21 protein-coding genes and 1 pseudogene are annotated in these 18,869 nt (G+C 49.0%); 7 read left to right on the forward strand and 15 right to left on the reverse strand.

The window, feature by feature from the left end; translation table 11 throughout:
* Positions 1–114: 114 nt before the first annotated feature.
* The 3 genes from JVX88_RS19525 to JVX88_RS19535 all read right to left on the reverse strand — a co-directional run bounded on the left by JVX88_RS19525 (position 115) and on the right by JVX88_RS19535 (position 2,462).
* The gene (locus tag JVX88_RS19525) at positions 115–909 is read right to left on the reverse strand and encodes a fatty acid desaturase (protein ID WP_211619828.1); all 795 of its coding nucleotides are present in this window, start codon (positions 907–909) and stop codon (positions 115–117) included.
* A 197-nt stretch (positions 910–1,106) separates the two neighbouring features.
* Positions 1,107–1,727 (reverse strand): N-6 DNA methylase, encoded by a 621-nt coding sequence (locus JVX88_RS19530; RefSeq protein ID WP_211619829.1) that lies wholly within the window; start codon positions 1,725–1,727, stop codon positions 1,107–1,109.
* A 51-nt stretch (positions 1,728–1,778) separates the two neighbouring features.
* On the reverse strand, positions 1,779–2,462 hold the full coding sequence (locus JVX88_RS19535) for an SOS response-associated peptidase (RefSeq protein WP_211619830.1): 684 nt from the start codon (positions 2,460–2,462) through the stop codon (positions 1,779–1,781).
* A gap of 668 nt (positions 2,463–3,130) precedes the next feature.
* Between JVX88_RS19535 and JVX88_RS19540 the strand changes: the two genes are divergently transcribed.
* Together JVX88_RS19540 and JVX88_RS19545 are read left to right on the forward strand one after the other, a co-directional pair.
* On the forward strand, positions 3,131–3,325 hold the full coding sequence (locus JVX88_RS19540) for a hypothetical protein (protein WP_211619831.1): 195 nt from the start codon (positions 3,131–3,133) through the stop codon (positions 3,323–3,325).
* 140 nt (positions 3,326–3,465) lie between these two features.
* Positions 3,466–3,675 carry a hypothetical protein gene (locus JVX88_RS19545; protein ID WP_263975179.1) on the forward strand — a complete coding sequence of 70 codons (210 nt, stop codon included), beginning with the start codon at positions 3,466–3,468 and terminating at the stop codon, positions 3,673–3,675.
* On the opposite strand, the gene JVX88_RS19550 is transcribed toward JVX88_RS19545, so the two are convergent.
* The 5 genes and pseudogenes from JVX88_RS19550 to JVX88_RS19570 all read right to left on the reverse strand — a co-directional run bounded on the left by JVX88_RS19550 (position 3,626) and on the right by JVX88_RS19570 (position 7,258).
* On the reverse strand, positions 3,626–4,582 hold the full coding sequence (locus JVX88_RS19550; protein ID WP_211619832.1) for a glycosyltransferase family 4 protein: 957 nt from the start codon (positions 4,580–4,582) through the stop codon (positions 3,626–3,628). The two genes, JVX88_RS19545 and JVX88_RS19550, sit on opposite strands and share 50 nt — an antisense overlap.
* 591 nt (positions 4,583–5,173) lie before the next feature.
* Positions 5,174–5,473 carry a hypothetical protein gene (locus JVX88_RS38665; protein WP_225931121.1) on the reverse strand — a complete coding sequence of 100 codons (300 nt, stop codon included), beginning with the start codon at positions 5,471–5,473 and terminating at the stop codon, positions 5,174–5,176.
* 360 nt (positions 5,474–5,833) lie between these two features.
* Positions 5,834–6,175: pseudogene (locus JVX88_RS19560) on the reverse strand (HisA/HisF-related TIM barrel protein); the annotation flags it as partial.
* The gene (locus JVX88_RS19565) at positions 6,150–6,398 is read right to left on the reverse strand and encodes a twin-arginine translocation signal domain-containing protein (protein ID WP_211619833.1); all 249 of its coding nucleotides are present in this window, start codon (positions 6,396–6,398) and stop codon (positions 6,150–6,152) included. The gene JVX88_RS19565 and the pseudogene JVX88_RS19560, both read right to left, overlap by 26 nt.
* Positions 6,399–6,781: 383 nt before the next feature.
* Entirely contained in the window at positions 6,782–7,258 is a 477-nt protein-coding gene (locus tag JVX88_RS19570) for a TerB family tellurite resistance protein (protein ID WP_211619834.1), read from the reverse strand.
* A gap of 797 nt (positions 7,259–8,055) precedes the next feature.
* Between JVX88_RS19570 and JVX88_RS19575 the strand changes: the two genes are divergently transcribed.
* The gene (locus JVX88_RS19575) at positions 8,056–8,265 is read left to right on the forward strand and encodes a hypothetical protein (protein WP_035999105.1); all 210 of its coding nucleotides are present in this window, start codon (positions 8,056–8,058) and stop codon (positions 8,263–8,265) included.
* Between the two features lie 31 nt (positions 8,266–8,296).
* Here JVX88_RS19575 and JVX88_RS19580 read toward each other — a convergent pair whose 3' ends face one another.
* Positions 8,297–8,719, reverse strand: a complete 423-nt coding sequence (locus JVX88_RS19580; protein ID WP_211619835.1) for a GNAT family N-acetyltransferase — start codon at positions 8,717–8,719, stop codon at positions 8,297–8,299.
* A gap of 865 nt (positions 8,720–9,584) precedes the next feature.
* Here JVX88_RS19580 and JVX88_RS19585 point away from each other — a divergent pair.
* Both JVX88_RS19585 and mutS read left to right on the forward strand, forming a co-directional pair.
* Complete coding sequence (locus JVX88_RS19585; protein WP_211619836.1) at positions 9,585–11,291, forward strand: ATP-binding protein; 1,707 nt, start codon at positions 9,585–9,587, stop codon at positions 11,289–11,291.
* Positions 11,272–13,314 (forward strand): DNA mismatch repair protein MutS, encoded by a 2,043-nt coding sequence (gene mutS / locus JVX88_RS19590; protein ID WP_211619837.1) that lies wholly within the window; start codon positions 11,272–11,274, stop codon positions 13,312–13,314. The genes JVX88_RS19585 and mutS overlap by 20 nt, the downstream gene beginning before the upstream one ends.
* Before the next feature lie 194 nt (positions 13,315–13,508).
* On the opposite strand, the gene JVX88_RS19595 is transcribed toward mutS, so the two are convergent.
* The 3 genes from JVX88_RS19595 to JVX88_RS19605 are packed head-to-tail and all read right to left on the reverse strand — an operon-like array spanning position 13,509 to position 14,687.
* Entirely contained in the window at positions 13,509–13,772 is a 264-nt protein-coding gene (locus JVX88_RS19595) for a hypothetical protein (protein WP_211619838.1), read from the reverse strand.
* Complete coding sequence (locus JVX88_RS19600; protein ID WP_211619839.1) at positions 13,765–14,307, reverse strand: helix-turn-helix domain-containing protein; 543 nt, start codon at positions 14,305–14,307, stop codon at positions 13,765–13,767. Before JVX88_RS19600 ends, JVX88_RS19595 begins: the two co-directional genes overlap by 8 nt.
* On the reverse strand, positions 14,301–14,687 hold the full coding sequence (locus JVX88_RS19605; RefSeq protein ID WP_211619840.1) for a hypothetical protein: 387 nt from the start codon (positions 14,685–14,687) through the stop codon (positions 14,301–14,303). Before JVX88_RS19605 ends, JVX88_RS19600 begins: the two co-directional genes overlap by 7 nt.
* 162 nt (positions 14,688–14,849) lie before the next feature.
* Between JVX88_RS19605 and JVX88_RS19610 the strand changes: the two genes are divergently transcribed.
* Positions 14,850–15,086, forward strand: coding sequence for a hypothetical protein (locus JVX88_RS19610; protein WP_211619841.1), 237 nt, complete (start codon positions 14,850–14,852; stop codon positions 15,084–15,086).
* Here JVX88_RS19610 and JVX88_RS19615 read toward each other — a convergent pair.
* The 3 genes from JVX88_RS19615 to JVX88_RS19625 all read right to left on the reverse strand — a co-directional run bounded on the left by JVX88_RS19615 (position 15,083) and on the right by JVX88_RS19625 (position 16,272).
* A complete protein-coding gene (locus tag JVX88_RS19615) occupies positions 15,083–15,319 on the reverse strand; it encodes a hypothetical protein (protein WP_211619842.1) in 237 nt (78 codons plus the stop codon). The two genes, JVX88_RS19610 and JVX88_RS19615, sit on opposite strands and share 4 nt — an antisense overlap.
* 156 nt (positions 15,320–15,475) lie before the next feature.
* Complete coding sequence (locus tag JVX88_RS19620; protein ID WP_211619843.1) at positions 15,476–15,889, reverse strand: RidA family protein; 414 nt, start codon at positions 15,887–15,889, stop codon at positions 15,476–15,478.
* 77 nt (positions 15,890–15,966) lie between these two features.
* Positions 15,967–16,272 (reverse strand): hypothetical protein, encoded by a 306-nt coding sequence (locus JVX88_RS19625; RefSeq protein WP_211619844.1) that lies wholly within the window; start codon positions 16,270–16,272, stop codon positions 15,967–15,969.
* A gap of 11 nt (positions 16,273–16,283) precedes the next feature.
* Between JVX88_RS19625 and JVX88_RS19630 the strand changes: the two genes are divergently transcribed.
* Positions 16,284–18,821 (forward strand): polyketide synthase dehydratase domain-containing protein, encoded by a 2,538-nt coding sequence (locus JVX88_RS19630; protein WP_211619845.1) that lies wholly within the window; start codon positions 16,284–16,286, stop codon positions 18,819–18,821.
* Positions 18,822–18,869: the final 48 nt, after the last annotated feature.

The raw sequence follows: 18,869 nt of genomic DNA on the forward strand, positions 1-18,869 counted from the left end.
CTTGCCCTAGACTTCACTCCCCCTAATCCTGCGTATCTTTACACTACCACTCTAGATGCTGTCCCATAGAAACTACAGCGTCTTTCCGTACCCGATCTACTCCCCTCTCATCAACTACGCTACTTCCGTCTCGACCCTCACCTCTTCTATCCTGGACTCTGTCAACTGCAATCGGTACACATACTGATACTCAATCCGCTGATGCTCCAGCCAAGCTAAGGTAGGTGGAAAGTTGAGAATGACGCGATGAGCTTTATTCAATCCTTCCTGAAGTTCTTGCCGGGTTTGGGGTCGATCTAGCCAATGGACATTAGGCCGCAGATGGTGTTCTTGATGGTAGCCTTCATTGCAAAACAGCGAATTGTATAGCTTGCCGTAGTAGCTGGTAGAATTCGCATATTTATCCTCTGGCATGCCACCAAAATGTTCGTAATAATTCTCTAAATGTTCTAAAACCCAGCCCAAATAGAAGCACGGTAGGTACAGAAACAGAAAATACTGCCAGGACAATACCAGATATACCACTAAGCCAAGAACACAGGTGATTAACTCAAAACTCAGCTGTTTTGCCCCCCCACGCTTGACGATTTCCTGAAACGATTCCAACAGGTCCGTGCGAAACAATCCCAAGAAGCAATAGGAAACCATATCCTCGTGCTGGCCATTCTTACCATAGGCGAACGTAGAAGTAGGGTCCTTGGTTAAGCCATTTTGATCCGGGCGATCGTTTCCGTAGCGATGATGTTTCAGATGTTCCAGATGGTAGTGACTCTGGGGCAGACCAATGTTCAGCGAATTCAGGGCTGCATAGATTCGGTTGAGGAAATTTGATTGAAACCAGGGAGTGTGAACAAAATTATGGCTGGCTACCAAGCCGTTATACCAAAACAAAAACACACACAGGGGCATAAATACCAAATTTTGTGCTAACGTTCGACTCTCCCAGGTTGCAGCCAACCAAAAACTCAAGCCAAGCTGGAAAAGCGTAATCGAGCACGGTATACTATCTCGCCAAGAATATCTCCAGATCATTGAGTCTAGCCCTAATACTAAATGTAGCGGTTTGGTGGAAAAATTTACGAAATTAGGCGCTAGTTATAGCGAAATTACTGATACGCCTCGATCAAAAACGCACCACCGCCGCAGGCTGGATCTAGGATTTGAGGCAACGGTAGACCAGTTTGATCAATCGTGCTTTGCACCATGTACTGCACAATTGGTTTGGGTGTATAGTAAATGCCGCCGGATTTACGCAAAGGAAACTGTTCTTTCTGACCGTAGAGCGGTTGCGGCTCAGATGCCACCCAGACGGTCTCGTATACCTGCCCCAAAATCCCTACCGACAGTTTTGCATCACTAGAATCGTATAGATTATAAAGCATCTCCTGCAGCAGTGAATCAGAGAGAACAAGGGGCAATGGTAGGGCAAATATGCTTGGGTTGTCCCCCCAACGCAGACAGCAAGATTGCCAAAGCTGGATTAATTGTAGATAAGAATTGGATTGATTTTGTAATGCCTTGAGTGTGCCAGGTCGAATGATCCGTCGAGCCTCACAAAGATAAAGGCAGAGGATAGCGACAATAATGTTAAATCCAGTCTGATTGATAACAGCAGGAGAATACTCAAAATGGCGACGGGTCAAATCATTGGCGATCAATTTTTGCCATTCAGTAGCCAACTGCAAAACCGATTTTTCTAACTCCAGGCCAGAACGATCAACAACCACGCTCGCAATCCGTTCAGTAATATGGGTCAGTCTTATCGATCATCGTTTTCCTCAATCAACCGAGGCTTGTTCCAGCGGCGCAATACAGTCTGGACTGTCATTCTGGGGACTATTGACTCTGGTGCTGACCGGATAGGCGTGCATCTCTGCATCAGGATAGGGACGTAACAAGGAATGCAGGCGCTCGCTGGCCTGAATCGTTGGATCAAGCCACAGATCATAATCTTGGGGATGCAAAATCACAGGCATGCGGTCATGCACTGAACGCATTAATTCATTCGCCGCAGTGGTCAGAATCGTGCAGGATTGAATCTCGTCACCTTCCGGGCTGTGCCAATGTTCCCACAAACCGGCAAAGCCAAAAATCCGATGATCCTGAAGTTGAAAATAGAAGGGTTGCTTCTTTGAGTCGAGTTTCTGCCACTCATAGAAACCATCTGCCACAATCAAACAGCGCCGTCGCTTAAAGGCGGTCCGAAACGAAGGCTTTTCAGTCACGGTTTCCGCCCGGGCATTGATCATGCGAGCACCGATGGTTGGATCTTTGGACCAGGATGGAATCAACCCCCAGTACAGGTAATCAAATTCCTGCCCGCCTGCCTTACTGGCCCGGATCACAGGTACTGGCTGGGTCGGAGCAATGTTATAACCCGGCACAAATCTGGGCACCTCATCAAGATCAAAGGCTTCCGCAATAGCCTCGGCAGATTGAGTCAGGGTAAATCGTCCACACATAAGGCGTCCTCGTCCCGTGCCTCTTCATATTAGCGATCGGTTGAGGAAGTAACCTCTGTAGCAGGCCAGAATTTAACTGTTTTTCTCGATCGATGATTGCTGTTTGCTTCAATGCATATCTACTGAAGCAATTGAGCCTATGGGTTTATGGAGGAGTTTATTAGAGGAGCGGTTAAAACCACTGCTATACAAACTGCTACAGCCTTTTTCAGGCTAGTGAAGTACGAAAAACGGGGTGTAGGGGCAGTGCCCCTGCGTGGGGGCGAAGCCCCCACACCCCCTGTACCTCACATGAGTGAAAAACGCTGTATACAAGTCAAGTCGGCGACTCGGCTGAGCTTCGTCGAACGCCCTGCGCCGACTATTCTTGTGAATGAGTAACCCGCGTAGGTGGGTTTAGTCTGTGTAGGCGCATTATTTATGCCTTCTGTGCCAATTTTGTAATGCTCTAGGAAGAGATATGTCTTCTAGGAATTCTAGAGAGAGCTTTCTATTAGCGATTTCATTGCTGATTACAGCAGGAATTCTCGGTATTTTATGGTTTTGGCTTTCTCCCCGTCTGACTTCACAGGTTGCACAACTAGAAGGAGAACAGTCTTCTGCGTCATCATCTCTGAATGTAGCCCTAGCAAGGCGCTTTAGCCTGGGAGAGCGGCAGTTAATCAACGATGTTGACACAAGCCAAACGAGAGGGAATCGCCGCCTTTGCCGCTGCAGAGTATCAAATGGCCGTGCAATGGTTTGAGGAATTCCCGTACAGTCTCCGTAACGAACAGCTTCAGCCCTTGGAAATTTCCCTGACCGAATGGGATAACGAAACACTATTGGCAGTTCCTCTGGCAGTTCCTCAAGGCGCAGCTTAAGGGTAAAACTTGTAAGACTTGACTGTGCTATTCATTCTTGAAATGAGACACGAAAGTCCCATCGCAGGACTAGAATAGATCGCTTGTAGCCGATTGCGTTTACCCCTTATAGTCTATCGTTGCCGAACTAGAACAGAGCTATGCCGTTTGAAACCAGTCTACCTCAGGGATTGATGACCGTTGAAGCCGTCGAAAAAGCCCTAAACCGTTCCCGTGCCTCAGTCTACCGCTATGCCAACACCAATCCAGAAATCCTCAATCCACCTTATGATCCCCGTCGGCTCAATCCAGAACTGCGGGTCAACAAAGATGATCCCCAGTACCAACCCACAGTGTCAGGGCGTAGATGAACAGAACCGTCAAGCGATGGGATAGACCTGCTTTCAGCAATCGATGATGCAGATGCCGCTTGTCGGCAATGAAAGGAGATTTGCCGTGGCGTAAGCGGTCCAAAATCACAGCAGACATGTCGAGCAACGGCACCGCCAAAATTAGCATCGGCAGCAGCACCGCTACGGTTGTGACGCTCTTGACTAAACCAACTACGCCGACTCCTGCTAGGGTGAAGCCCATAAAATAAGCGCCACCATCGCCCATGAAAATTTGCGCTGGATTGAAGTTATAACGCAAAAAGCCAAATGCTGCCCCGGCCAGAGCGGCGACAATCAACGCTGCCGCCGGTTGATTCATAAACAGACAGACAATCAGCATCACAACGGCTGCGATCCCTGAAACCCCAGCTGCTAGACCATCTAAACCATCAATCCAATTGATCGCATTGGTCATGCCCACCAGCCAGATCACCGTCACCGGCAAACTAATCCAAACCGGCAACGAAACCAGACCAATCAGCGGAATACTGAGGAACTCGATTTGTACTCCGGCTTGCCAAGCCAAACTGGCCGCAATCACCTGCAACAGCAAGCGCAGGAACGGCGATAGGTTCAACAGGTCATCTGCAAGCCCAATCAAGAAGAAGGCTAATCCCCCCAAGGTGAGGCCCCAAATCTCATACTCCTTATCGGGAGGCAAGGTGCCAAAACCGCCAGCCCACCAGACGCAAAGCAGAGCGATCAGCGTGCCCAAAAAAATTGAAACGCCACCCAAACGCACCATCGGACGCTGATGCACCTTACGCCCACCTGGTGGGTCAAAATAACCGCTCTTCAGCCCAATCTTCTTGACAATCGGCGTCGTCAGCAACACTACCGCAGCGGAAATAAGGAATGCAGCTAGATGGTAAAACTGAGAGGGCATCACCAAAAAATGGGTATAGAACAAAAAGACTAAAACTTTCTACAGCTAAGTTTTACTTGCCGAGAGTAGTTTTAGCACAGGATCTAGATCTGAGGATGACAAATTTTTGATTACCAGATTTGATTTCAATAATCAACTCGACAAAATTCGCCTTCTTAATACACAAAATCTGACTGTGAACACAGTCAAGCAACCGACAATGCAATAGAGCTAACCGTAGGCCAACCATAGAAAGATGGGCAATTAGGAAGGGCCTACAGAGTTCACTACGGAATGGTTTTAATATACAGCTAATCGCTACCGAATCTTTGACTCAGCAGCCAGCCATTGAAGATAATCAAAATCAATGAATGCGGCCACCCTGCTTACAGACAGCGAGTCTGCTAATCGAATGCACTGGAATCCACAACGCAGAATCACCAGCAGCGTCGTAACCCGCAATTAGCAGAAAAGCAAGAATGCAGAAAAGCAAGAATGCTGGCTCAATCAAATAGCGAAACCGGGCAGACTTGCAACCCGGTCAACCAACCACCTAATTCGACTTATAAATTCTGACTTCAGGCGCGCTGAGTTGCGCTGACCTGGCTAAATCTAATTGGAGCGATAGTCAATAGGATTCAAAGCAGGACCGGCGCTGAGCCAATCTTCACCATAGGTAGACCACACAATTGGTGCGGACCATTCGGTCATTCCATAGGAGCGATGGGCCATCTCCGACATGTAGCCCACATAATGGCTCATCAGAAAGTAAACTGCCATCATCCCAGCCGCTGCTGTGGATACCAGAAAGCCGGCCAGCATCAACGAAAATTCGCGACGCTGAATTGCTTCCTGCATCAGATGCAAGGCCCAAGCTACCAACCCAATAACGACGATCAAGATAAAAAACATTCTTAAATCGTTTTACGAATTGTAATATTTACACATATTAACAAACTCTCAGAAAGCTGTCTCTAGGTTTTCCTACCCAGCCCCCTACCTAACCAATTGAAAATAGCAATCGCTTTGGTAAGCTTGTGCAACACTTTTTTCGAGCTACTTGCTTGCTTAGAACAGATGGCTCTACTCCTAGCGTCACAAGTTTTTAGCAAGACTGCTGCTAGTGTATAGCGCATCTTTAAAGCTTTGACAAGCGTGTTTAGTCCTTAATGTAGGCAGCATGGCACAGATACAAGGCATTACAGGATTTAAAAGCAATCCGTGCGGCTAAACCTGCTTGAAATCCTGACAACTTCGGTTCCCCAAGGTCGCTTATATCAAGCGAACTGGCACCTGACGCTCTGCCAAATACTGTTTAATTTCGGCGACGGTAAGCTGGCCGTAATGCAATAGGGAGGCGAGCAGAGCTGCTTCGGCTTTTCCATCGCTCAGGGCTTCATAGATATGCTGGCAGTTACCTGCCCCACCCGATGCAATCACCGGAATTTGCACCTGTTCGGCAATGGTGCGGGTCAGTTCCAGATCATAACCAGCTTGGGTACCATCAGCGTCCATGCTGGTGACTAACAGCTCTCCTGCTCCCCGCTGTTCCACTTCTTTGGCCCAGCTAATGGCATCGATGCCGGTATTATCGCGTCCACCCCGGACATGGATTACCGGCAAATAGAGTCGCCGGAACCGACAGGGTGCCATCGCTCACCGAAACCAGCTCAAAATCGCCCAACTTGAAACGGTAAAAGCCAGGATTACGCAACTGCGGAGAAGGCTGCATCACCTGAGCCGCCTGACTAGAGTGACTGGCAATCGGCAAGACCATGGCAACGGTCGCCAGTGATGCAGTCTGCAGAAAAGCCCGACGAGAAAAACGAATGTCCATAGTTGAGTCAACTGATAGATGAATGAATGGGTGTATCGAGAACGGTAAGCTGTGGTTCGAAATAAATGAAGGAAATCAGAAAACGAAGAGATATTGATCAGCTCAAACATCAAAACAGGAGACACAAGCTTAAAACTGCAAAATCGCGAAAGCAAAATTTTTCTACCAATGCAATTGATATTCGCATGATCTGGCTGCATCGGTGCACTTCTTATGGCTTCTTTGTGTATCTTGTGGAATCTTAAAATAGCATTGAGGCTCTAGTGCTCAAGAAACGCAGTTTAAGACACTAACCCTTGATTTGCTCGACTTACAGAACAAAAAAGAGCGGTCGAACGATCGCTCCTGCACAAGTCCAGATCCTTAGGTCACTGTTCATACCGTCAACGCATAAACTCTTCTAGCTTGCGCGTCAGGTTATCAATCAAACTGCCGGACTCATGGCTTGCTTCAACTTCAGCCTGAATTCGCTCCACTGTTTCTGCTGGCAAATCTAGTAGCTCTACTAGTTTTCGATAGGCAGCTTCTTCTTCTTCGTTGATATTCTCTTCTTCCGGCGAACGGGCACTAGAGCAGATCACTTCATAGCCGAGCCACAGCACCAGCTCTTTTTCTTCGGTCGATTGCAGTTTGGGTGTCAGCTCCTCAAGCGGGATATTTTGCATCATGTAGTCTTGTAATTCTTGGCGTAGCATTTGCTGCTGAGGCGCATCAGCTGCAAAAATGCTGCTGAATCGGTCTAGCATCACATCAACTTCTTCAGTGGCTAAACCGCCATCGGCCCAAGCCATCGCTGTGACAACTCGCAGCAAATTCATTTGGCGTGGTGTGATCGAAGGAGGCGGTGGAGTTTGTATCATGGCAGAATCTCCGACAACGACAGTAGAGATAGAACGAAAGCAATCAAACGAACTCAAAGGCCGCAGACGAGCCTAACTGAATTCGGCTCCCTTCTAGCCACAAGCTACCACGAGAACATCAAGTCTCCTTGGACCTTAAGCTTCTTGTTCGGAATGGGTTACGGTTCATGAGGATTTGTTGAGAGTTTTTAGCACAAGTTTACTCTCTTGACTGAACTAATCAAGATGGGTTAAGAAAGATTGCAATCAGGGTGAAGTGAACCTGCCGCTGACCGCTCACCCCCGCCGGCAGCAGCACAAGTTCCAGCTTAAGTAAACCCGACAAAGACTAAATTAGCCTAAGGTGATCTACTACAAATGGCGGTTTCTGTAGTTTCATTTTTCAGAAGTATTAAATCGAACCAGGAAAAGGCTATAGTCCAGATCTACTGGATCTCCCCTTTTTGTTTGAGGAAGTACAGAAGTCAACCGTTCTTTTGTGGTAGAAATTTATATATGGGTGAGGAGTGCGTAATAACGGCTACACGGTTTGGGCTACATTTGGTGTGTTCCAGTCTAATCCCCCAGACATTGCCCCAGACACTGCCCCAGTGGGAAGTGCCCCAAAAAGTACCACAGCAGCTAATCCGGTAGGTACTTCAGAAAGTACCGCAGCAACTACCACCGAATAGATCCCTAAATGTGAGGCTGTAGCTCCTCTGCTGAGTTAGTTCAAGGCATGGTTTAAAGGCAACTGTTCTATAATGCCTTTCTCATCAGGGTGTTCTCCATGAGTTGACTAGCGCCCCAGGAAGAGAATGAAGCACATCAAAATTACATTTGACAGCAAAATTCCCCAAAGTTTTTGGGAGTCTGAAAAAGTTCAAAGAATGGCTCCAACGCCGCTATTCGACTACGGCTGTTTGATTCGCCTGCCCGATCGTCGTGCCCCTGTTGTAATGAAAGCGCTATCCAAATGGATGGCAGAACAAGGCTACCAGAAGTATTCGATCGAGCAGGTGAAATGAGTCAGGTTGTCAATTTGTGCTGTTTTTGCTCTTAAGAAATTGTCTGGCCAGAAATTGTCTTGCTATAAGACAGAGATGCATATCGCGTTTGGAAACCTACAGACTCATAGAGCGTTTGCGCTGAGTTCGGATTTTGGGTATCCACACCCAGCTTGGCAGTATCCATTCCGGCTGCTTTCAGCCGCTGTAAACCTGCCAGCAGGATGGCTCTTGCCAACCCCATGCGCCGAAAGCCACGCCGTGTTCCCAAGCTATTAATCCAGCCTTCACGCCGGTCTTTTTGTTGGTTTTCTTCGGCATCAATATGGCCGTGGCAAAAGGCTGCAAAGGTTCCGTCTGGAGCAACGGCAATTAGATCTAGCTCTGGACAGTAAACTGGCGTTGATAGCCAGTAGCTGTGCTCGACTACTGTTTGAGGATGGAAATTCCAGTGATTGGGGTGGAACCCCTGCACCCCGTTCAAACTCAAGAAAGGATGGCTGTATTTTGACTGGTAACGGCAAGATTGGCCTCATCCGAATTGATAGTTGATTGTAAGGGGGAGCAAGGGGAGCCTATCATAGTCGAATTCAGCAACGTCTCAAGTAGCTTCACTGCTTCTCCTAGCGAGAACCACCTGGAGATCTTTTGATTATGATCGGATGCTGGTCAGTATTATTAGCCAATATTTGCTGAGCAGTCAGCACTAAATCAGTTACAGACTGCAAAGATTGGGGCTGAATCAGCAATCCCTTTCGTAGCTGACAGCTCGACAAAGACAAAATTGTGGGCAACAGTAGCACTACAAGTAATACCCCATTAAACAGACGCATGGGAATTCTCCTTGGTGTGACGATTTACAGCAACTCAAACGGCAGCTAAAACGGCAGCTAAAACGGCAGCTAAAACGGCAGCTAAAACAGGATTTCTGCTTTGTTTCAGCTCAAGCGGCTATGGTTGTGGTAAGCAAAATTAATGAATTAGGAGAAACCTACTGGAGTTTTGATAAATTATCAAACTCTAGAGTGAAAGCAGTTCGAGAATGACAATGGTAACTAAATACCGCAAGCGATAAGAACAGTAGATTGAATGCGCTGCGAGGAATTGATTTACATTCATACAGTACTGAACAGAAAGCTCATATTGTCTTAGAATTTTCAAGACAATTGAGTAATTTAATTCAAAACGATCAGTTTTCTAATTCAAGAAATTGATAAAATTCATTTTTTTGAATTTTCAAATGTTTGTACGTTACGATTTCTGTTTTGAATTTCTCAGATCTTTTCTAACTAGAGAAACTCAAGCTATGCTGCTAATAGCAGAGCTGACTTTAGCAAGCTATGAATTCCACAGAAATATCAGAATTGATTCAAGTTGCCGATGCCCAGATCCATGCCAAGCAAGGTAGATCTCTGACGCTCCAGCAAAAAGAAATTCTGCGGCAGGCTCTAGGGGGAAAACGGCTGAAGCACATTACGATTGAAGGATATTCTGATTTGACCGTGCAGCAGCTCTATTGCCCAGAACTTTGGAAACTGCTTTCAGAGGCGACTCATCAAAAAGTCAGCATTAGAACCGTTGCTCTAGTGCTGAGGAACTTGAAAGAACAATCCGCTGGGTTAGAGCCTAGTGCGGCTGAGCTTACAACCCATTCGTTACCTACTGACGTTTTCCCAGCTCATTCTTCCACTCCTTCCACTCCTGATTCCGCCCATCAGTCCGCAGAGGTTCCTCCAGCTCGTTCTTCTACCAAGCCCTCCAATCCAGCCTCCTCTCGAGTTCGCCACAACTTGCCCACCCCTACCTATAGTCGATTTGTGGGGCGAGAATCCGAAATTGCTAAACTGCTAGAGCTACTCTCGCCTCGACACGGTGCTCATTTGATCAGCATTGATGGCATTGGCGGCGTTGGTAAAACTAGCCTAGTTGTCGAAGTCGCCTATCGCTGTTTGCAAGCCAGCCAAAATCTCGACGAAACTTTCCAAGGCTTTCCCAGCTTTGATGTCATCATTTTCACCTCGGCCAAACAGCACCTGCTCACATGCTTCAGTCTGCTGCCCCGCATCAGCAAACCCCATCGCACGCTGCAGGACATCTTTCGGCAAATTGCTCGCACACTAGGTAATATCGAAATCACTGGCATTAATCTGGAAGATCAGATTGAGCGGTTGCAAGATGCCCTATCGACCGTCAGGACGCTATTGATCGTTGATAACTTAGAAACTGTTGAGGATCAACAGGATGTTTTATCCTTCCTGTATCACGATCTGCCACCCACTGTGAAAGCGGTCATTACAACCCGCAGGCAAGGCGTCTTTGTACCACTGCGGCTATCGGCTCTATCCGCATCAGAAGCATTGCAGCTAATTCAGCATGAGGCAGACGAAAAAGGCGTACATCTAACTCAAGACGAATGCGAGATCTTGTACCAGCGCACGGGCGGAATTCCGGTTGCAATTTACTATGCCATCGGTCAAATGGTGAGCTGCTATTCGGTGCAATATGTCCTGGAACAACTCTCTCAGGCTAGCAATGACGTAACTCGTTTTTGTTTTGAGCATTCCGTTGCGCTTGTGCGACAGCAGCCAGCTCATTTTATTTTGATGGCTTTGACTTTTTTTGCTTCACCAATTCAGCGACAAACCCTGCTAGAGGTAGCACTGCCGCAGGAAAATTCAACAGCGGCTTCTAGTCATGCAGAAGAACCATTTGCCCAACTCCAAGAGCTATCGCTTGTGTTGCAGTCTCAGGACGGCTATAGTCTGTTGCCCCTGACCCGTGAGTATGTAATGGCCGAATTGCCAGCTTATCCAGAATTTGAGCAGGCCGCACGCGAGCGCTGGGTCAACTGGTGCCTCAAGCTGGTACAACGCTATGGTGGGCAGAGCCGCTTTGACTGGCAGACGCAAAATGATGTTTTAGAAGCAGAATGGTCAAACATTCAAACCGTGCTGGATTGGTGCCTGCATCAAGAGCGGTACGAGCGCTTGTTTGCCCAGCCAGTTCTGCTACACGCTGCGGCCTCAGATGCCTTTTACCCTCAGTGAAGCCCGCCAAAAGCTGCTAGAGCGGTTCCGGGTGCGCTCGTTGGAAGGGATGGGCTGCGAGCATTTGCCCTTAGCGGTGCGGGCGGCAGGTGGATTGCTCGACTATCTAGAAGACACCTGGAAAGGCGCAAAAACCGCAACCGACTCTGGGACTGATGCGGCAATTTTGCTGCAACCCCTCTGTACCTACACAATAACGGAATATCTGGTGATCGATCATCAGACGCGCCGCAATCTGGAAATTACCCAAACGGTGCGGGACAGCACCTTTCACGGTTCGCTGCTCTGGGCGCTGGATCGAACGGTAACGGCGATGGGCGGACGGGCACTGAGGCGCTGGTTGTTGCAGCCGCTGTTGCAGATTAGCGCGATTCAGGCGCGGCAAGACACCATCCAAGAGCTAGTCGAAAATGGCAACCTCCGCCAAGCCTTGCAGCAGTTGCTGAAGCAAATCTACGACATGGAGCGGCTGACCGGACGAGCGGGGTCTGGTACGGCGAATGCTCGCGATTTAGTGGCGCTGGCCGATTCGCTGCAAAAGCTACCGGAACTGGCTGCTCTGGTGTCGGCAGCTCAATCGCCCTATCTGGTGCCGCTACAAACCGTGCCGCCCGAACTGGATCACCTGGGTCAGCGGCTAAAAGCCCATTTGGTTGATAATCCACCCATTCACCTGACCGAAGGCAACCTGATTCGCACCGGCGTTAACCCCCAACTCGATGCCCTGCGGCAGCAAATCGCGGAGGATGAACAGTGGATTGCCAATCTAGAAGTGACCGAGCGCCAGCGCACCGGCATCGCCAACCTGAAGGTGGGCTACAACAAAACCTTTGGCTACTACATCAGCATTTCCCGCACCAAGTCCAAGGACAATCCGCCGGAAGGCTACATCCGCAAACAAACCCTGACCAACGAGGAACGCTACATCACCAGCGAACTTAAGGATAAGGAAACGGCTCTGCTCAACGCTCAGGCGGAATTAGGCAAGCGGGAATACGAGATTTTCGTCAATCTGCGCATCGAGGTAAGCCAACATGCGGACGCTATCCGCACCGTTGCTCAGGCCGTTGCTGCGGTTGATGTACTTTGCTCACTGGCGGAAGTGGCCGTCTACCAGGGCTATTGCTGCCCCCAAATGGTGCCTAGCCGCGAAATCAACATCACTGACGGTCGTCATCCGGTTGTGGAGCAATCCTTGCCTGCTGGTTTTTTTGTACCCAATTCGACGGTCTTGGGAAGTGGTAGGGAAGACGGGGAAGATGAGGGAGATAAAGAAGCTCAAAGTCCTCCTGATTTGATTATTCTGACTGGGCCGAATGCGAGTGGAAAGAGCTGCTACTTGCGGCAGGTGGGGTTGATTCAGTTGATGGCGCAGGTGGGCAGTTTTGTGCCGGCGACAGCAGCCACGTTGGGGATTTGCGATCGCATCTTTACTCGTGTGGGCGCAGTGGATGATCTGGCGACTGGGCAATCAACGTTTATGGTTGAGATGAATGAAACCGCGAATATTCTCAATCATGCCACTGAAACATCTCTGGTGTTATTAGATGAAATTGGTCGAGGTACGGCCACGTTTGATGGCTTGTCGATTGCTTGGGCAGTGGCAGAACATTTAGCAACTGAGATTTGCGCCCGCACGATTTTTGCCACCCACTACCATGAGCTAAATGAGTTGGCTTCAATTTTGCCGAACATTGCTAACTATCAGGTGGTGGTGAAGGAATTACCAGATCAAATTATTTTTCTGCATCAGGTGCGGCCCGGTGGAGCCGATCGCTCCTACGGCATTGAAGCAGGACGCTTAGCGGGTTTGCCAGCTTCAGTGATTCAGCGAGCAAAACAGGTGATGAGCCAAATCGAACAACACTCGCACATTGCAGTTGGGTTACGGCAAAGCACATCTGAACCAGCAAAGACGCAGCCAAAATCTTCAAGATCCCAACCAAAATCGCAGGAGAGAACCAGTAAATACAAAGCCGAATCCGATGCGGTTGATCAGCTCGATATGTTTAACGAGCTTTAGGAGCTGCTTACAATGGTGCAAGCCACGTACACGATGTGGTTTTGATGCTTAATTTTACCCAAATAGCATCGACTAGAAATCTAGCGCATTGCACTTGGGTATGGATAAGACCAAGCAATGGTTGCAACCCACTAGAGCAACCAGCACGAAGGACGCTAACTCACAATGCCAATACCCAGCTCGCCAAGCACAAGCTACACATCAATGCCCAGATAGGTTTTGCTGAGGTAACGGGTTAGCCGTTTTAGGGGATTTGTCACTTCAGACACTTCGTTGACCGTTTCCGTATCAGATGAAGAAAGACCGATCAGGTTGGCAAATTCCGCATCCGACATTTCGCCCGCCTGGTGTTTGGCAAATGCCTCTACAACGGTGACTAATTCCTCTGCTGAAAACGAGTAGCCGTTTTGGGCTGCAAATTGTGCCACAACCGGTGCCCGCAACATTGACTTACTCACAAATGAGTTTTTCCACACCCTTCATTTTTTGTCCTGTACTTAGCTGTTGGGCTTGCTCCAAGCGACGATCGCGCACATAACCAAACGGAGTGGTTCCCAATACCTGCCGAAATCCTTCATTCAGCTTGCGGCGATTCAATCCCACCTGCCGCGCTAAATCCAGCACCGAGGGCGGATTGTCTAGGTTTTGTCCCAGCAGCATTCGAGCGTGGTGAATTCGATCGATCTCATCCGAGCGCAGCGATCGAGTATCTGATGAGTGAGGTGACTTTTCAGCCATCAACAATTGGGAAAACTGCAACGCCATTAATTCTAGAACTTTGCCCTCAAGGTACATGCGCTTCGTCAGCCCCTCGTAAGGGCAATTCAAAGTCTGCTGCAAGACAGATTGCATCGTAGTTGTAGTCGTTCCCGTGCGGAAATACGTTAACTGATTGGCATCGCCAACAAGCGGCTCTAACCATTCAGGCAATGATTCAGGTTGACCCGTAACCAGCGTTCCCAGTAGCTGTGGCTCAAACTCGATTGTCAGCAACAAGTGGCGCTGCTGAGCTGAATGCCTGAGGTTCCGCCCGGACAAATCCCGCTACCATACAGAAAATGAGTTCCAGAACTCAGGTAAGTCTGATCATTCCGTATGTGATGGTTACATTTCCATTGTCCTGCCACCAGGAATCCCAATTCTATGGGGTGTTCCCGGTCAAACGATGTAGTACGGATATCCCTTGATACTACATGATCAAAAATAAATAGACCCAGTCCAGGACGTAATTGTATATCCCGACGGTACCCTTCTCCAAGCGACTTGGGGTATTCCCGAATTGTTTCAAATCCACTGGAATCACAAGCTATCCTGCTGCGCTCGGCTTCCTCAAACAGATCATGGCAATCGGTCCGGCAAAGGGTAATGGTCATGCTTTGTTCAATATAAGTAAAGAGTCGGGCATCAAACCATCAATTCTTGCAGATAGGAAATATTCTCATTTAAGATAATACAGGAAAAGCCTGAAAGATGCAGCAATAAGTGGCTCCAGAAAATTGGTTTGGCAAAATTCTTGGTGGTTTAAGGTGGTTCTAATGCAGGTAATTTACCCCGACCTCGCTACTGCAATTCGCGACGTTTGTCAGGCTTGGTGTCAGCAGCATGGCTATACCGATCCTTTCTGTCGCAATGGGCAATGGTGGGCTTTTCCACCGAATGGCGTCATGCCAATCCGGATTCGAGATGTTCTGACAGCCGATGATTGTCAGGCCCAGTGGGTGCAGATTGGGCGTGTCTCGCTGGCGCTGCTACCAGATGGCTCCTTCGCTTAACTCCACACCGTTGAATCGAATAAACGAACCGCCTGCCGACAAATCTGCTTGAACTGCATCTGGGCTTTCGGCAACGGCACTGCAATCCCCCAGAATTCCTCGACTTGACTGGTGGCAAACCGCCATTGCTGCCCCATACAGTCATGACCGGACAGTTCCAGTTTGCTCCCCAAGCCCCAATGAAGGTAGACCCTTTTCAACAGATAGCAACTAGCCTCGTAAGCTGCTGACATGACTAGATAAATTACTAGACAAAAGATATAAATTCAGTACAGCCATCCTTTCTTGAGTTTGAACGGGGTGCAGGGGTGGAACCCCTGCACCCCTTGTTCACAACCTATTTATGAACGCTGTAGATCGAAAATGAACTCGCTTTGATTACCACGCAATTAAACAGGAACTGCTCCTGACTGAGTTACATCTGGTCCTCGATAGGCCGTTACCTCAATTTCAATCCGCATCCGAGGATCGGCAAGTCCAGCGACGATCATCGTGGCGGTAGGTCGCACCTCCCCCAGATACTGGCGCAACACTCCCCAGCAGGGTTCAAAATCATCTCGGTTGGGCAAGATATAGCGAACTCGAACGACATCATCTAACGTGCAATCTGCCTCAGCCAAAGCTGCAATGATGTTTTGAAAACACTGGTCAGCCTGCTCGACCACATCAGCGGCAATCGTCATCGTGCCATAGTCAAACCCTGTAGTACCCGCGACAAAAACCCAGTCGCCGACTACTACTGCTCTGGAGTAGCCAATTTTAGCTTCAAACGAGGATCCAGAAGAAATCAAACGGCGCTTCATGACAGCTCCTATTTCCTATCGGGTTGACTCGCTCAGACTTACACTAAAAATTACGCTAAATATGACAGTTCCAACAATTAGCCCATCAGCAACTCCTCTAATTGATTCAGTAAGGCTTCAAGCTGCTGCGCTTTAGCCGTATCCTGCCAGAGCGTCTTGTTTTTCTTGACTTGTTGGGTCACCTGAGTCAAACGTTGCTGTAGGTTGGGTGGTTTGGCGGTAGCTTCAGGAGTAGGGCTAAGAGCCTTAATTTGGGTTTTGAGTTCAGATAAACTAAGGGAATCGTATACGGCCTTTTCAAGCAGCTGTTGTCGCTGCGATTCATCCTTGACCCCGGCCAGCAGAATGCCTTTGGTGTAGTGAACTTTGCCCTGGCGAATCACTCGCAGAGCCGATGCTGGCCGCGTTTGCAGAGGTGGCGGCTCAGGTTAGCTATCGGGTGCCGCAGTTGCTGCTGGTCTCTAATCTCACGGGTGATGCGGTCGGTGCAGAGATTGCGACTCCGGACTATTGGTGTCGGCAGGTGCGGCAGGCAGTTCGCTTTGCTGATGGTTTGGCAACCTTGCAGCAACACGGATATGAGGTGTTTCTCGAAATTGGTGCTAAACCGTCGCTGTGCAGTATGGGTCGTACCTGTTTGCCCCAGCCAGAGAACCTGTGGCTGCCCAGTTTGCGATCTGGTCAATCGGATTGGCAAGTGCTGTTGCAGAGTTTAAGTCAGCTTTATGTGCGAGGGGTAAAGGTCGATTGGGATGAGTTTGATCGGCCCTATGGGCGGCAGCGGGTTGCGGCTCCAACCTATCCGTTTCAGCGGCAGCGCTATTGGTGGGAGCCTGATGTGTGCGTTGAACAAACTGCGTTGGTATCAGCATCTGGCGGCGAAACTCTGCATCCCCTGCTCGGTCGGGCAATCACCCTAGCCAACCAACCAGAAATCTATTTTCAGGTTGAGCTTGATCTACAGAAACTAATGTATCTTCAAGATCACAAAATTCTGAACAGAATCGTGTTTCCTGCTGCGGCCTATGTAGAAATACTGCTGGCCGCTGTCATAAACCTAAAGCAGAACGAATTTGTGATTCAGAATCTGACGATTGAAAAGCCTTTATTTTTACAGGCTGATCAGATTAAAATTCTACAGCTTAAGCTGACGTCAATCGATTCAGGATATAAAGCTGAAATTTTTAGCTGCGACAGAACCGCGAATATTGAATCGAATTTTATTCGCTATGCCACTGCAATTCTGTCAGCCTCAGGGAATCTTGCGATGCCGAAGTGGCGCGATTTGAACGCTCTGCAAGCGTCGATGCAGCCTGCTGTACCTAGTTCTGATTATTATCAACAGTTGAGGAGAGAAGGATTAAACTATGGCCCGTGCTTTCAGGCAGTGCAGCGGCTTTGGCGCGGTAAAGCACAGTCCCTGGGTCAAATTCAGTTACCATCAGGTTGCTCTCTAAAAGACGGCTACCAGCTTCATCCGGTTTTGCTCGATGCCTGTTTTCAGCTTGTGGGAGCGGCAGTGGGTACAGCCATGCCAACCCCATTTCTGCCGGTTAGCCTTGGAGATTTGCAGCAGGTTGCTCCTGTGACTGAGCAGATTTGGACGCTGGTGGAACTGGTTGAGAATGGTGATGCACAGCAGATTAAGGCCAATCTCTTCCTCATGGATGCAGGAGGCAATCTGATCGCGACAATCAGGGAATTTTGTCTGCAGGCTGTCAGTTCTCGCTCGCTGCAACGTCTGTTTGGAGCAACTGAATCGATTGAAGATCACTTCTACGAAATTAGCTGGCAGCCAAAACCATTGCGTCTGTCAAGTGCTGAACAATATTCAGTAGAGCATTCGGCAGAACGTCAAGTAGAACGTCAACGTCCTCAATATTGGTTAGTTGTTACTAATCACAAAGTTACAGAAAAGGGGGCAGAAAAGGACTTGGCAGCCGAGCTGGTCCTAGCCCTACGACAGCAAGGGCATCACTGCAACTGGATCTCTGCTGAAGACGCCGATCCAACTGGTCTGACAAAACTGGACCATCCGCCAGATCAAGTGATCTACCTTTGTCAGCCTCAGCTTTTATCTAGCCAGGAGTTGATGTCGATTCAGGAAAAAATCTGCGGTCGGGCGCTGGCTTTGATCCAAGCTCTGACCCAGCAGCGATGGACTCCCAAACTGTGGTTCGTCACCCAAGGGGCACAGGCTATTGAAGTGGGAGCGCAGGCATCCTTACCTCAAGTGCAGGAAGCGGCATTATGGGGATTGGGACGTGTGGTTCGACTTGAGCATCCAGAGTGGCAATGCACCTGTGTGGATCTCGATCCGATGCAGCCGGATATCACATCTTTGCTACAGGAATTGCTGAATCCAGCAGCTGACGAGAGCGAAGATCAGATAGCCATTCGCCAAAATCATCGCTATGTGGCGCGGTTGGTGCGTTGTTCGGATTCGTTGGACTCCTCAGCCCCATCTGATCAGTTTTCTACCAATAAACTGCCCCTACCCGATTCAGAAGCATTTCAGCTCAAAATTAGTGACTATGGCATGCTGGATCAGCTCCGTCTGGTTTCGGTCGAACGGCAAGCGCCAGCGGCGGCAGAAGTAGAAGTTCAAGTGCGAGCGGCGGGGCTGAACTTTCGCGATGTGCTGAATGCGCTGGGGATGCTGAAGCCTTACTTGGAGCAGATGGGTGTTGTGGATGCTGCGCAGATCCCATTTGGCTGGGAGTGTGCTGGTGTTGTGACGGCGGTAGGGAAAGATGTTCGCCATTTGCAGGTGGGCGATGCGGTGATTGCCGTGGCGGCAGTGGGTAGCTTGGGACAATTTGTGACCGTGCCTGCTGGGTTTGTGAGCGCCAAGCCGGAAGCCCTTAGCTTCAGCGACGCTGCCACCATTCCCACGCCGTTTCTGACGGCCTATTCTCATGACCAAAGATAGCACTTTAGAAGTTGCCATTTTAATTCTGATTAGTGGCTCTTTCTTTCT

The sequence above is a fragment of the Leptolyngbya sp. 7M genome (assembly GCF_018128485.1).

Coding starts and splice junctions, on each gene's coding strand:
- JVX88_RS19525 (WP_211619828.1), bottom strand. CDS start 909: ATGCCCCTGTGTGTGTTTTTGTTTTGGTATAACGGCTTGGTAGCCAGC.
- JVX88_RS19535 (WP_211619830.1), bottom strand. CDS start 2,462: ATGTGTGGACGATTTACCCTGACTCAATCTGCCGAGGCTATTGCGGAA.
- JVX88_RS19540 (WP_211619831.1), top strand. CDS start 3,131: ATGTTGACACAAGCCAAACGAGAGGGAATCGCCGCCTTTGCCGCTGCA.
- JVX88_RS19545 (WP_263975179.1), top strand. CDS start 3,466: ATGCCGTTTGAAACCAGTCTACCTCAGGGATTGATGACCGTTGAAGCC.
- JVX88_RS19550 (WP_211619832.1), bottom strand. CDS start 4,582: ATGCCCTCTCAGTTTTACCATCTAGCTGCATTCCTTATTTCCGCTGCG.
- JVX88_RS38665 (WP_225931121.1), bottom strand. CDS start 5,473: ATGTTTTTTATCTTGATCGTCGTTATTGGGTTGGTAGCTTGGGCCTTG.
- JVX88_RS19565 (WP_211619833.1), bottom strand. CDS start 6,398: ATGGACATTCGTTTTTCTCGTCGGGCTTTTCTGCAGACTGCATCACTG.
- JVX88_RS19570 (WP_211619834.1), bottom strand. CDS start 7,258: ATGATACAAACTCCACCGCCTCCTTCGATCACACCACGCCAAATGAAT.
- JVX88_RS19575 (WP_035999105.1), top strand. CDS start 8,056: ATGAAGCACATCAAAATTACATTTGACAGCAAAATTCCCCAAAGTTTT.
- JVX88_RS19585 (WP_211619836.1), top strand. CDS start 9,585: ATGAATTCCACAGAAATATCAGAATTGATTCAAGTTGCCGATGCCCAG.
- mutS (WP_211619837.1), top strand. CDS start 11,272: ATGCCTTTTACCCTCAGTGAAGCCCGCCAAAAGCTGCTAGAGCGGTTC.
- JVX88_RS19605 (WP_211619840.1), bottom strand. CDS start 14,687: ATGACCATTACCCTTTGCCGGACCGATTGCCATGATCTGTTTGAGGAA.
- JVX88_RS19610 (WP_211619841.1), top strand. CDS start 14,850: ATGCAGGTAATTTACCCCGACCTCGCTACTGCAATTCGCGACGTTTGT.
- JVX88_RS19615 (WP_211619842.1), bottom strand. CDS start 15,319: ATGTCAGCAGCTTACGAGGCTAGTTGCTATCTGTTGAAAAGGGTCTAC.
- JVX88_RS19620 (WP_211619843.1), bottom strand. CDS start 15,889: ATGAAGCGCCGTTTGATTTCTTCTGGATCCTCGTTTGAAGCTAAAATT.
- JVX88_RS19630 (WP_211619845.1), top strand. CDS start 16,284: ATGCTGGCCGCGTTTGCAGAGGTGGCGGCTCAGGTTAGCTATCGGGTG.